The sequence below is a fragment of the Sporosarcina sp. P2 genome (assembly GCF_002743255.1).
Taxonomy (GTDB): Bacteria; Bacillota; Bacilli; order Bacillales_A; family Planococcaceae; genus Sporosarcina.
In genome coordinates this window covers 52603-65166 of the sequence record NZ_PDYY01000004.1, presented here as the reverse complement: position 1 = coordinate 65166, position 12564 = coordinate 52603, and the positions used below count along the sequence as shown (strand labels likewise).

General features: G+C 44.0%; 13 protein-coding genes. 2 read left to right on the top strand and 11 right to left on the bottom strand.

Annotation, left to right across the window (positions count from 1 at the left end):
* Window positions 1-61: 61 nt before the first annotated feature.
* From CSV67_RS05780 to CSV67_RS05730, 11 genes are all read right to left on the bottom strand, one after another.
* Entirely contained in the window at window positions 62-262 is a 201-nt protein-coding gene (locus CSV67_RS05780) for a 4-oxalocrotonate tautomerase (protein ID WP_029054081.1), read from the bottom strand.
* Window positions 263-279: 17 nt separating this feature from the next.
* Window positions 280-1068: a 2-keto-4-pentenoate hydratase gene (locus CSV67_RS05775; RefSeq protein ID WP_099630655.1), complete on the bottom strand. Its 789-nt coding sequence runs from the start codon at window positions 1066-1068 to the stop codon at window positions 280-282.
* A 14-nt stretch (window positions 1069-1082) separates the two neighbouring features.
* Entirely contained in the window at window positions 1083-2108 is a 1026-nt protein-coding gene (dmpG, locus tag CSV67_RS05770) for a 4-hydroxy-2-oxovalerate aldolase (protein WP_099630654.1), read from the bottom strand.
* A 37-nt stretch (window positions 2109-2145) separates the two neighbouring features.
* Window positions 2146-3027 carry an acetaldehyde dehydrogenase (acetylating) gene (locus CSV67_RS05765; protein WP_099630653.1) on the bottom strand — a complete coding sequence of 294 codons (882 nt, stop codon included), beginning with the start codon at window positions 3025-3027 and terminating at the stop codon, window positions 2146-2148.
* Between the two features lie 45 nt (window positions 3028-3072).
* Window positions 3073-3861, bottom strand: a complete 789-nt coding sequence (locus CSV67_RS05760) for a 2-keto-4-pentenoate hydratase (protein WP_099630652.1) — start codon at window positions 3859-3861, stop codon at window positions 3073-3075.
* A 16-nt stretch (window positions 3862-3877) separates the two neighbouring features.
* Window positions 3878-5341, bottom strand: coding sequence for an aldehyde dehydrogenase (locus CSV67_RS05755; RefSeq protein WP_369803143.1), 1464 nt, complete (start codon window positions 5339-5341; stop codon window positions 3878-3880).
* Window positions 5342-5412: 71 nt separating this feature from the next.
* Window positions 5413-5661: a ferredoxin gene (locus CSV67_RS05750; RefSeq protein ID WP_099630650.1), complete on the bottom strand. Its 249-nt coding sequence runs from the start codon at window positions 5659-5661 to the stop codon at window positions 5413-5415.
* A gap of 133 nt (window positions 5662-5794) precedes the next feature.
* Complete coding sequence (locus tag CSV67_RS05745; RefSeq protein ID WP_099630649.1) at window positions 5795-6835, bottom strand: NAD(P)/FAD-dependent oxidoreductase; 1041 nt, start codon at window positions 6833-6835, stop codon at window positions 5795-5797.
* 49 nt (window positions 6836-6884) lie between these two features.
* Window positions 6885-7391 carry an aromatic-ring-hydroxylating dioxygenase subunit beta gene (locus CSV67_RS05740; RefSeq protein WP_099630648.1) on the bottom strand — a complete coding sequence of 169 codons (507 nt, stop codon included), beginning with the start codon at window positions 7389-7391 and terminating at the stop codon, window positions 6885-6887.
* Window positions 7388-8659 (bottom strand): aromatic ring-hydroxylating oxygenase subunit alpha, encoded by a 1272-nt coding sequence (locus tag CSV67_RS05735; RefSeq protein ID WP_099630647.1) that lies wholly within the window; start codon window positions 8657-8659, stop codon window positions 7388-7390. The genes CSV67_RS05740 and CSV67_RS05735 overlap by 4 nt, the downstream gene beginning before the upstream one ends.
* 92 nt (window positions 8660-8751) lie before the next feature.
* On the bottom strand, window positions 8752-9528 hold the full coding sequence (locus tag CSV67_RS05730) for an SDR family NAD(P)-dependent oxidoreductase (RefSeq protein ID WP_099630646.1): 777 nt from the start codon (window positions 9526-9528) through the stop codon (window positions 8752-8754).
* A gap of 718 nt (window positions 9529-10246) precedes the next feature.
* Here CSV67_RS05730 and CSV67_RS05725 point away from each other — a divergent pair.
* Window positions 10247-11134, top strand: a complete 888-nt coding sequence (locus CSV67_RS05725) for a LysR family transcriptional regulator (protein WP_099630645.1) — start codon at window positions 10247-10249, stop codon at window positions 11132-11134.
* Between the two features lie 152 nt (window positions 11135-11286).
* On the top strand, window positions 11287-12513 hold the full coding sequence (locus tag CSV67_RS05720) for a benzoate/H(+) symporter BenE family transporter (RefSeq protein WP_233192564.1): 1227 nt from the start codon (window positions 11287-11289) through the stop codon (window positions 12511-12513).
* Window positions 12514-12564: the final 51 nt, after the last annotated feature.

Here is a 12564-nt window from a genome sequence, read left to right as displayed (position 1 = left end):
TGTTAGTTTTATTTTTTATATGTTACTTCATTCTTACCCTGCTCGGATTTCTGATTTTCACTTACTTAACGGCTGCTCTTTTCTCAGCCATCGTCTGTCCCGCAACGCCCCAGTGCGTGCTCGGCACTTCCGAAACGATAACCCGTACCGCTTCTTTTGGTGCATCCAGTGTGGATGAAACTACTTCCGTGATATTGCGGATCAACTCCGAAACCTTTTCTTCAGGTCTGCCTTCAATCATCTCTACATGTATCAGTGGCATCCGTTACATCCTCCTTCTCACTCAGTTACTATAAACGACACGTCGCCAAGCCCGTCGAACTTTCCAAGCACCGTATCTCCCTCTTCAAGCAAGACGGCACCTGTTAAAGCACCTGATAAAATGACATCACCTTTACGGATCTTCTCGCCTTTACGCGCAAGCATATTAGCGAGCATTGCAATGGCATTCGCAGGGTGGCCGAGTACCGCGGCACCGGCACCTAATTCCTTGATTTCGCCATTAATCGCCAATGTGGCACCGACTACATCCAGTTCAAAATCCGACGGGCATTTCGGCGAAGTGCCAAAAACTACTCGAGAGGTAGACGCATTATCCGCTACAACATCGGGTAACGTAAAATCAAAATTCTCATAACGACTGTCGATAATCTCGAGAGCCGGGATGACCGACTTGGTCTTAGCCAATACCTGAGCACCCGTAATGCCGGGTCCTTCAATATCCTCATCTATAATGAAAGCAATTTCCGCTTCCACTTTCGGATGAATCAAATCGCTCAGAGAAACCTTGCCGCCATTGTCGATGACCATATAATCAAAGACATATCCGTAAATTGGTTCATCGACGTTCATCTGGTCCATTTTCGCTTTGCTGGTCAATCCCATTTTAGGGCCTACTATTTTCCGTCCTTCAGCTAATTTCCGAGAAACGATCTTCTCTTGGACTTGGTACCCTTCTTCCACTGTCAAATCTTTCTTCAGTTCGGCGGTCACTTTTTTCACTTCACGCTTTTCTTCTTCGCCTGCCACTAGATAATCGGCAATCTCCTGATACACTGTTGTACTCACGATACCCTCTCCTTTTATACAGCAACTTCCGCTCTCCGTTTGGATAACTCCGCGGCTACGTCCATGATCATATCTTCCTGACCGCCAACTACTTCGCGCTTGCCAAGTTCAATTAAAATGCTGCGGGAATCGATCCCGAATCGTTCGGCTGCTTTTTGTGCATGAAGATAGAAGCTTGAATATACACCCGCATAACCGAGAACCAGACTGCCGCGTGTGATCTCCTGCGGTGTTTCCAGAATCGGTGCTACTAAATCTTCTGCAACGTCCATGATCTTATACAAATCAATGCCAGTATGAATATTCATCTTATCGAGCACCGCAACCGCCACTTCGGTTTGTGTATTCCCAGCTCCAGCACCGAGGCAGCGGATACTGCCGTCGATCCGTGTAGCGCCCGCTTCCATTGCAGCAAGCGTGTTCGCCATTGCTAGCGAAAGATTATTATGTGCGTGGAAACCGATATTTGCGGTCAGATGTTCTTTCAGCAATGCAATGCGCTCTTTAACCTGGTGAGGCAACAGTGCTCCTGCTGAATCCACAACATATACAGTATCCGCCCCGTAGCTCTCCATCAGTTTTGCTTGTTCCAGCAATTTCTTTGGAGATGCCATATGAGACATCATCAGGAAGCCAACTGTTTCTAAACCTAGCTCTTTCGCATACGCGATATGCTGCGCAGAGACATCCGCCTCTGTGACATGTGTCGCAACACGTGCCATTTTTACACCCAGCCCGGCTGCTTCCTTCAATTGTGGCATGGTCCCAATACCCGGTATGAGAAGTACCGCAATCTTTGCCTGCTTCACCTCGGCTACGGCAGCTTCGATCAGTTCCATTTCATTTGTCAATGACAATCCATACTGCATGGAAGAACCGCCAAGCCCGTCCCCATGAGAAACTTCTATATACGGCACGTTCGCATCATCCAAACCTTTAGCGATAGATTTTACTTGATCTACTGTGAATTGATGACGAACCGCATGGCTTCCGTCACGTAATGCAACTTCTGTCAGTATTATGTCTCGTTTACTGTTCATCTTCCCATTCCCTTCTTTTATTTCTATCGAATATCAATCAGACCGGTATATGGGCTACTTTATGCTTTGCCCACTCTTCCGCCATCTTCACAGAAGATGCTGTCATAATATCCAAATTACCGGAGTATGTAGGTAAGTAATCCCCTACCCCCTCTACCTCGACGAATACGGTAATATCTTTCCCGTCAAAAATCGGTTCCTGTCTGAGTCGATAGCCCGGTACATATGATTGGACTTCTTTTTCCATTTCACGGATTGAAGCAGTAATTTCTTCTGTCTTCGCTTCCTCTTCCACCTGTATATGAATCGTGTTCCGCATGAGGATCGGCGGTTCTGCGGGATTTAGCAGAATGATTGCTTTTCCTCTTTTGGCTCCACCCACTTCGAGAATGCCACGGGTTGTTGTTTGGGTAAATTCATCGATATTTGCCCGTGTACCCGGTCCCGCACTTTTACTGGAAATAGTGGAGACAATCTCTCCGTATTCCACTGCTTGTACTTGATGAACGGCATGGATGATCGGAATCGTCGCCTGGCCACCGCAAGTGATCAGGTTGATATTGTCCGCGTCCAAATGTTCATCTAGATTAACCGGTGGGACAACGATCGGGCCGATTGCCGCAGGAGTCATATCAATGACTTTTTTGCCTGCTTTTCGCAGCACTTCATCATGATAGATATGTGCTTTGGCAGAAGTTGCATCAAAAATGATATCAGCAAGCTCAGGCCGTTCTAGGAAGCCGTCAATACCAGTAGTGATGACTTCATAACCGTGCTCCGCTGCTTTCTTCAATCCATCCGACTCAGCATCTATGCCAATCATCGTTGTGAGTTCCAAAATAGGGGATCTGCTCAATTTCAACATGAGATCTGTCCCTATATTTCCGGATCCAAGAATCGCTACTTTCACTTTTTTCATCGTATACCCCTCTCATGGAAACTAATTTATACTGATCATGTGCATTTAAAAATGCACGCTCACCTCGCCAAGATGCGCAAATTTTGCTGTAAAGGTATCGCCCTCTTTTGCTTCAACAGCTGCTGAAAGAGCTCCTGACAATATCACTTCACCCGCGTTCAATGAAATATCGAAGTCCGCGAGTCTGTTCGCAAGCCACGCAACACATTGAGCTGGATTTCCGAGCGCGGCTGCCCCCACTCCTGTATTTACCAGTTGACCGTTCTTTGTCAGCACCATACCAAGCAGTTCCATGTCGACATCTTCGACTTTCACCGGCTTACCGCCAAGAGCATAGAAAGCAGAAGATGCGTTATCAGCGATTGTGTCCGGTAATTTTATCTTCCAGTCCTTCACCCGGCTGTCTACTACTTCAATAGAAGGAAGTATATAATCGGTAGCCTGCAGGACATCCAGCGTCGTGACATTCGGACCTTTTAAATCTTTCTTGAGAACAAAGGCAATTTCCCCTTCTACTTTAGGCAAGAGTACTTTATCCTTTGGCACGAGTCCGCCGTTTTCAATGACCATACTGTCGAGCAGATGACCGTAATCCGGTTCATCTACCCCGAGCAGGTTCTGCATGGCCTTTGATGTCAACCCGATTTTCTTACCGATAATCGTTTGACCGTCAGCCGTTTTCTTTTTGATGTTTTCCAGTTGAATATAGTAAGCTTCTTCCACTGTCAGTTCCGGATCAGCCTCTGTTAAAGGAGGAATCCCGACTAATGTGTTCTCCGCTTCTAGCAAAGATTCCGCATATTTTTTTTGTTTCATAGCCACTTCCGTTGCCATAATCACTTCCCCGCCTTTACAGTTTTATTGTTATGTTTGACAACTCGGAATAGAAATCGATACTATGCATGCCGCCTGTACGCCCCACGCCGCTGTGCTTCATCCCCCCAAAAGGTGTGCGAAGGTCACGAAGGAACCATGTGTTTACCCAAATAATACCTGCTTCAATTTGATGTGCCACACGGTGTCCGCGTTTTAGGTTCGTTGTCCAGATCGAAGCACTCAGCCCGTAATGTGTATCATTTGCCTGTTCAATGACTTCTTCCTCTGTGTCAAACGGAACGACCGTTACGACAGGTCCGAAGATTTCTTCTCTGATACAGCGAGAATCATTTTTGAGGCCGGTAATAATCGTCGGCTCCAGGAAATATCCTTTGTCGATTCCTTCAGGTCTTTTACCGCCTATCACGAATTCTCCGCCCTCTTCCCGAGCAATATCGATATAGCTGTTTACACGGTCGTAGTGTTCTTTACTCACCAGTGCGCCTACATTTGTATCTGCATCAAACGGCTGTCCGACTTTTAATTCTTTCGCTTTGGCTGTGAACTTTTCCAGGAACTCGTCATACGCCGACCGTTCGACGTAAATTCGTGATCCGCATAGGCAAACTTCACCTTGGTTTATAAAGCTGGACTTGACTGTTGTTGCGACCACCTCATCTATATCTGCGTCAGCAAAAATGATATTCGGGTTTTTACCGCCCAATTCATAGGAAAGCTTCTTCAATGAATCAGCGCCCGCCTTCATGATGGCGGATCCCGTACTCGGCTCCCCGATGAATGAAATCGCATCCACGTCAGGGTGCTCTGAAATCGCGCCGCCCGCTGAACCTGGTCCGAATCCATGAACCAAGTTCACGACCCCGTCCGGAACGCCCGCTTCTTTAATGATTTCCATGAGTACAGTGGCTGTCATCGGTGTCCATTCAGCCGGTTTTACGACGGCTGTGTTCCCCATACCGATACAAGGAGCTAGTTTCCAAGTAAGCAAGAGTAATGGCAGATTCCAAGGCTTAATCAGCCCCACCACACCGACAGGACGGCGCAGTGTATAATGCAGAGCTTCACTGTTCTGCTGGTAAGCGTCCGTTCCGACTGATGTAATATAGTCAGCGAAGAAATGGAAGTTGTATGCCGCTCTCGGGATATCAACAGAGTTGGCTAGGGAAAATGGTTTCCCTGTGTCCAATGCTTCCAGGCGCGCTAGTTCTTCCTGTCTTTCTAGGATCAGATCACCGATTTTGCGAAGCATTTTAGAACGTTCTTCCAACGTGACATTTTTCCACGGCCCGTTAAGTGCTTTTCTAGCAGCCTTTACCGCAGCATCCACTTCTACCTTACCGCCTTCTGCCACGATTGCCTGTACTTCTTCAGTTGCCGGATTAATATTTTCAAAGCTCTTATTTTTATCGATTTCGATATATTTTCCGTCGATAAAGTGACGGCTGTCGATTGCTTGTACTTTTATTTTTGTGATCATAACTTTATTCATCTCCTGTATTTTATAATAATATTAATAAGCCGCTGCCTCGATGATGAAACCTCATTCACTTAGCCTGCTTCACTTTTTTCACATGTAAAGGGTGTATCTGCCATTTTGATTGAGCCTGATGGACAACTGTCATAAGCATCCTCTAAATCTTCAACTAACTCTTCAGGCACCGGTGTATGACCTTGGTTGTCATCCAGAATGGCAAATGAAGTCCCTTCGTCATCGTAATCAAACAAATCAGGTGCCGCTATTCCACATGCACTACACGCAATACAAGTATCCTGATCAACGACTGTATATTTTACGATATCGCATCCTCCTCATGTCACTTCACTTTGCGTTCGGGTTGAGTATTCTGTCCTTCAAATTACGGAATCTATAAACGATTGGATTGTTAAATTGTTAAATACTTATCAGTATACAGAGCATTATGTTTACTAATTAGCTGACGCTGATTGCTTTTTCTGCCTTTTCCGTCTTTTGTTCCGTTTCTGACATCAAACTGGTACTGTGCGGAGCCTGCACCTTTGCCTCCGGGTCTATGTGAACCTTTGCATGGCTGATCGCAATCGGTGCTTCGCCAAACCCAGTTGCAATGAGTTTCACTTTCCCTTCATATGTGCAAATATCCCCAACTGCATAAATTCCTTCTATAGTAGTTTCCATTTTCGAATTGACGACTATGGAATTCTTTTCAATTTCCAACCCCCATTGACCGATAGGGCCCAATGAAGATACAAAACCAAAGTTTACAAGTACATCATCCACTTCTATCACCTTACTAATCTCGCCTTTTGCTTCTTTGATTGTCACTTTTTCTATTCTTTCGCTGCCTTCTAGCTTCGCCGGTACGTACGGCGTCAAGATTTCTACTTTGGATTGTTTCAGTAGCTCTACGCTGTGTTCGTGTGCACGGAACTTATCTCTTCTATGAATGAGGGAAACTTTGCTCGCGATTGGCTCTAACATCAAAGCCCAATCTACAGCTGAATCTCCACCGCCAAATAAGATGACATCTTTCCCTGCAAAGTCACTCATATTCGTAACATAGTAATGAAGATTTCCTTCCGCAAATTCCTCTTCCCTCTCTATATTCATCTTTCTCGGCTGAAAGGCTCCGTTGCCTGCAGTGATGATGACGGTGCGAGAGTAATGTGTCGATTGGCTAGTTGTCAATTTGAAATGACCATCTGCTTGTTTCTCTACATGTTCGACAACTTCATTTAAACAAACTGTCGTTTCAAATTGTTTCATTTGCTCCGTGAGATTGTCTACAAGATCTTGGGCTTTCACTTTAGGGAACCCCGCGATATCATAAATATATTTCTCAGGGTACAAGGCAGCTAATTGTCCACCCAACTGCGGAAGACTTTCGATGACTTTTACTGTCATTTGGCGCATACCCGCGTAAAATGCTGTAAACATGCCGACTGGACCGCCGCCGATAATTGTTACATCTACTATCTCAGACTGTTCAACCATGGCTGTTCCTCTCCTAGCTAGGTAAAATTTAGAACTACACGACAAACCCTTATAAAATAAGACTGATTTTCCCGTGAGGACGTAGGCTATCATGCTTTAAGGTAACTTTTTTGTCTTGGATCATGATTTTATCGTCTTTCACAATCAGCTTGTAGTCATTAACGCCAACAAAACAATCCAGCACTTCACGCTTTGTCCGATATGTCGAGAAATTGCAGCGCACATGAAGAGAATCGCCTTCCTGACCTTTAATCCGTACATTATTCACATTACGTATCGTAGTAGAATGCGGATATTCTACATGTGCTTCTTTTTTTAACAGACGTTCCGCTCTTTCTTTCAGACGTGAACGAGTATCATTGATATAGAAAATCGACTTTGCAGGATCAGCTTCCGGATTGCCAAGCGGTGGCACAACGTACGTACCGTCATCCGTAAACAGCTCAGACCATTCCACCAGTTTCCACTCATCAAGAAGCTCTGATTCGTAGTATAGAAATTCCTTAATCTGCTGGATGCTTATAGTAACCTTTGTGCTCAGAAGCGTCTCTGTCATGATAAAACCTCCTCTTTCACATTTTCTTTTGTCATAATTTCATTCCATCTTCTCCAGAAACTTCTCATTTGCTCTTCGTCCGTAGCTTGCGCCTGTTCACGGTTCATTCCTTTTGAAATATCATTCCATTCCACTTCTAAATTGTTCAAGTATCCTTCCTGACACAGCTCAAGAGCTTCATTGTCATCCGGAGTCGCAAATCCGCCAGGCCCGAGAAACTCGAGGAAGTTATCATTTCTTCGCAATCTGAACTTTTCGCTCTCGTCTTTAGGTGCTAACGAATACCCTGTCACTTCCATATAACCCGGTTCAGTAGGATAGAAGGTCCGTGCCGTGATTGCCATGATGTCGTTTATGACCAGGTTTGGGAAGATCAATATGTTCCGGTTATATTTGGCTATTCGTTCGCCGCGCTCTTCACCATGTAGTTCAATCAATTTGTCTTTTAGTTCCTGTATTTCCTTCTTGTCTTCTTCCTCCCATGCAGGCGTCCACTCCGCAACCGGTCTTCCCCAAGGCGCAATATATTCAATTACCGCATGGCCGTTCCCAAGGTCAGTTCCTTTTCCTTCAAGAACTGCTTTTCTCATCGTAGGATCCTGAGCGGCTTTAATATCAAAATAGGTTTTATGCGTCGGCATGCCGTGGTAAAGATCCACACTGTTCTCAGAAATCAGTTTCCAGTTCGCACGGACACTGTATTGCTGCGGATCGCCCAGAACTTCCAATCCTGCATCTGACTGGTCTGCCACCAGATCGATATATTCTTTCGCATTTCCAAGGTATTCTTCCAACGAAACTGCTTCGCTGTCATAGTTTACAAACATAAAGCCGCGATAACTTTCCAAACGGGAGACTTCCGTCATGTTTTTAGAACCATCACAGTTGAACGTATCAGGGAATCCGTCTTTACCTGGCATCCCTACGAGTTCCCCGTCATTTTTAAATGTCCAGGCGTGATAGAAGCATCTGAATACTTTAGTGTTTCCTTCATTTTCCCTGCAGACTAAGGCACCGCGGTGTGGACAAGAATTATATAAGGCCCTGATTACGCCTTCATTATCACGAGTGAATATGAGGTTCCGTCCGCCGACTTTCTTTCTCTTAAAATCACCGTTTTTCGGAAGCTCTGATTCATGTCCAATATAGATCCAACACTCGCTGAAGATCTTCTCACGTTCTTCCTGTAAAACATCGTGACTAGTAAAGACGCTGCGGTGAACGGAAAACTCAGACTTCTTGACGTTCTCAATGATATAGCTTTTCATTATGTTTCCTCCCCTTCATGTTGGCAGTACTTCCACTGCACCCAAATTAGTATTTACAATTCTAAATGAAGATCCCGTCTGGCAATTTGATTTTATTGCATTGTACTTCCGCCATTCACACTAATTACCTGGCCATTTATAAATGATGCTTTATCGGAAGCCAAGAACACCACTGCATCTGCAACCTCTTCCGGGTAAGCTCCCCTTCCGATCGGGATTATATCGATATAGCGGTTTACTAGTTTAGTATCCCGATCACGTATATCATCGAGCAGCTCTCCTTCTACTGCTGGAGGGGCGATGACATTTGCGGTAATATTACTTTTCGCAAATTCTCTCCCTAATCCCGAAACAATAGCGTGAACTCCGCCTTTCGCAGCGTTATATGCCGCATGATCCCATAAACCGTTACGGACTGAATCTGCACCGATGTTTATGATTCTTCCGTAATTTTGCTCGACCATATGAGGTAGAACTTTATAGCATGACCAGAGCATCGTCCATAAATTCCGATCAATGGTTGTTTTCAACGTTTCCGGTGTCTGTTCTAGGAACGGTAGAATGACACCGCCACCTGCATTGTTCACGAGGATATCTATCTTCTTCCAGTTTTGAATCGCCTTATCAGTCATTTCCGCGACGTTCTCTTCCTTGGACAGATCCCCGATATAATAATCCGATTGCTGACCCGTCTCCTTGGTAATCTCCTCTGAAACGGCTTTTGTACGTTCAGGATTTGTTCCAGTTACTAATACATTCGCTCCCTGCTGTGCAAGTCCGATTGCAATCGCTTTCCCGATGCCTCTCGAAGAACCCGTCACAATTGCAACCTTGCCTTCTAAAAGTGATTCCTGCTGCTGACTAGCCATAATTTCAGTCATCTCCTTCGATTTGTGAAAACCATACATTTTTGATCCGGTAGTCAAATGAAATTCAGTATTTTTTTCATATCCTACAGTTAGTCACTAAAAAGTTGACTCTTCGCTGTATACAGTGTCCAGTTATCATTCATTGAGTGCTTTCTATACTACGTGGAACGTTTTACCATTCCAATCACTAACACAATTGTGATGGACGAATTAGTGAAATGAAAAACACCTGTTTGAGTGCTCAGTTTCCTGAAAGAATAATGATCCATTTTAAACCACGGATTGTAACCGCATACATTTTTCGACAAGAAACAATTTCCCTTCAGCTGGATTTCCACGTTTTGAGTAAAGCGCCTCAAACTTGTTTCCCAAGTAAACTTGTAATTGTGTCAGTTCAATGAACTTAACTTACTCTCAGTATAAGATGTGAAAATAGATAACACCAATCGAATATAATTTGTCATTTGGACTATTCTGAAGATTTTTTCTATACGGATTTTCCGGTGTCTTCACGCCTTACTATGTGTTCAACTTTTCCAGACCCTTACAGTAAAGATATTTGGTAGATTTAGTTTCTGCTCTATAGATGAAGGAAAAAATCATTTGGGTATTACGACTGAAAAATGTTTTTGACAGCTTTAAATCTAGTGCTATACTTATTGAATAATTACCAATTTGGAATAAATTCCATCTTATTATCTGCATAGGGGGTAAGCAATTGGATAAAACTCAGCTGGAAACTTTTTTGACTATCGTGGAACAGAAGAGCTATTCAAAAACAGCAAATTTGCTAAATGTTACACAGCCTACAGTCACAGCCCGGATAAAGAATCTGGAGCTCGAGTTGTCCTGCTCGTTATTTGAACGAGTCGGCCGGAAGATTGTTCCGACAAAAGAAGGCACGGTTTTTTTTGAATATGCAACGAACATATTAACGTATATGAACCATTCAAAAGAAGTAACAAAGCATTCCAACTTCCCGGAAATCAGAATTGGTTTTTCACCCGGTTATTCCTATTCCTTTATGACTGAACTCCTGAACGCAATCATTACGATTGAAAACTTAAATATTACGATAATTGAAGGTGAAGATTCTTGCAGTCTGAATGAACAGATTCTATCAGGTGAATTGGATTTAGTATTCACCCGAAATGTTAGCGCCCACCGCCCGGAAATCATAACGGAATATCTTTTTGATAATAATTTAGTCGTTGTTCTAGGCAAAGACCATCATCTGGCTGAAAAGGATGAACTCGCTATCGGTGACCTCGAAGGTGAAACGCTGATCAGTTACAGGCGTAAATCCAATCTCTGGAAAGAAATTGATCAGAAGTTGGTTGGTGTTCCCGATATTAAACGAATTGATGTGGACAATAACGAAATGCTGATAACGATTATCGAAAGTGGAATAGGAGTCGGTATTACACCATCTCTTGGAATCCATAGATTAAATAAAAATGATATAATCGTCAAAAGTATTGAAGATATCTCTAATATCCCGAACAGAGTCTATGTGCAGTACAGAAAAAGCTCTATAATTGCTGCGCCTGTCAAGAAAATTATATACTCCATCATCAACCATGAAATGGAAGTAACATGTAATTAAGCCATAAATGTAAGCGCTTATATTTCTAAATAATTAATCTACTGCAGAAAGACTGTTTCCAGGAATTCTTTTCGTTTCCATGGCGAGGCAGCATCTGCACCATTTTACCGTGGAAATAGAAACGCAGATTTATAGCTGGGAGGCTGGGATATGTGAAAATAACTACTCTGCGTGCGCACTTGAAAGATCTGGGTAATCACACAAACTTAAATACCATCAGCGCAGGGTTGGTGGCAGCAATCTTCGGTTGCACAGGTCCAGCTTTAATCATCATTGGTGGCGCAACAAGCGGTGGCTTATCTTATAGCGAGACCATAAGTTGGATATTTGCCGTTTATTTTTTCAGTGGATTGCTCGGTATTTTTCTCTCATTACGATATCGTCAGCCTATCGCAGGCGCCCACTCCATTGCCGGTGCAGTATTAGTTGCTGGATCTTTAACCCATTTCTCTCTTCAAGAAGCCATCGGGGCTTATTTAGTGGCGCATGTGTTAGTAATCATTCTAGGTTCATCGGGCATAATCGACAAAGTGATGAAGTGGATACCAGTGCCAATCGTCATGGGGATGATTGTCGGTGTCATGATCCGTTTTTCCACAGAAATGATTACCTCCGTCACGGTTTCCCCACTATTGGCAGGCTCTACTATTTTGGTATTTTTACTGTCAACACGCTTTTTGAAGAAATTCCCACCGGTTTTACTAGCGCTTCTGATCGCTGTTACATTGGCTATCTTTATGAAAGAGTTTCAATTGCAAGACATTACCAGTACATTTATATTGCCGCAGCTCATTATGCCCAGCTTCAACTTAAACGCTATTTTGTCTATTGGCATACCGCTTGCTCTGCTGATTATCTGTACAGAAAATGCCCAGGCATCCGGCGTACTGACAGCTCAGGGTTATAAGCCTCCGAATAATATGATGGCGATTCATGGTTCTGTTATTGGTTTGATTGGCTCTTTCTTTGGAGCGCATGCCATCAACATCGCAGGCCCTATGACAGCAATTTGTTCTGCTGATGATGTGGGAGGAAAAGAGAGCCGGTACGTGGCTTCGGTAGTATGCGGCGTCCTGTTCTCAACGTTCGGGCTGTTTGCAGCGGCGGTTGTTCCTCTTGTCATCGCCATGCCAGGAGTAATTGTCAGTGTCATCGCTGGACTTGCTATGCTCGGCGTTCTCATGAATTCACTGAAGAAAGCCTTCTCAGCAAACAATTTCCAGATGGGCGCATTCTTTTCTTTAATCATCGGTATGTCAGATATTAGCTTCCTGAACATCAGCGCACCTTTATGGGCAATCGTTGGTAGTTTACTCGTTTCATTCCTTGTTGAAAAAGAGCACTTCGTCTCGGATAAAAAAGTGGAAACGGCTGTGTAGGACACCGGTAACCGGCGTTCTATATTCCGGATTTAGCCAAACAGCCAGCGT

Excerpts from the sequence above, each read along its gene's own strand:
- CSV67_RS05780 (WP_029054081.1), bottom strand. The coding sequence starts at position 262 with ATGCCACTGATACATGTAGAGATGATTGAAGGCAGACCTGAAGAAAAG.
- dmpG (WP_099630654.1), bottom strand. The coding sequence starts at position 2,108 with ATGAACAGTAAACGAGACATAATACTGACAGAAGTTGCATTACGTGAC.
- CSV67_RS05765 (WP_099630653.1), bottom strand. The coding sequence starts at position 3,027 with ATGAAAAAAGTGAAAGTAGCGATTCTTGGATCCGGAAATATAGGGACA.
- CSV67_RS05760 (WP_099630652.1), bottom strand. The coding sequence starts at position 3,861 with ATGGCAACGGAAGTGGCTATGAAACAAAAAAAATATGCGGAATCTTTG.
- CSV67_RS05755 (WP_369803143.1), bottom strand. The coding sequence starts at position 5,341 with ATGATCACAAAAATAAAAGTACAAGCAATCGACAGCCGTCACTTTATC.
- CSV67_RS05745 (WP_099630649.1), bottom strand. The coding sequence starts at position 6,835 with ATGGTTGAACAGTCTGAGATAGTAGATGTAACAATTATCGGCGGCGGT.
- CSV67_RS05740 (WP_099630648.1), bottom strand. The coding sequence starts at position 7,391 with ATGACAGAGACGCTTCTGAGCACAAAGGTTACTATAAGCATCCAGCAG.
- CSV67_RS05735 (WP_099630647.1), bottom strand. The coding sequence starts at position 8,659 with ATGAAAAGCTATATCATTGAGAACGTCAAGAAGTCTGAGTTTTCCGTT.
- CSV67_RS05730 (WP_099630646.1), bottom strand. The coding sequence starts at position 9,528 with ATGGCTAGTCAGCAGCAGGAATCACTTTTAGAAGGCAAGGTTGCAATT.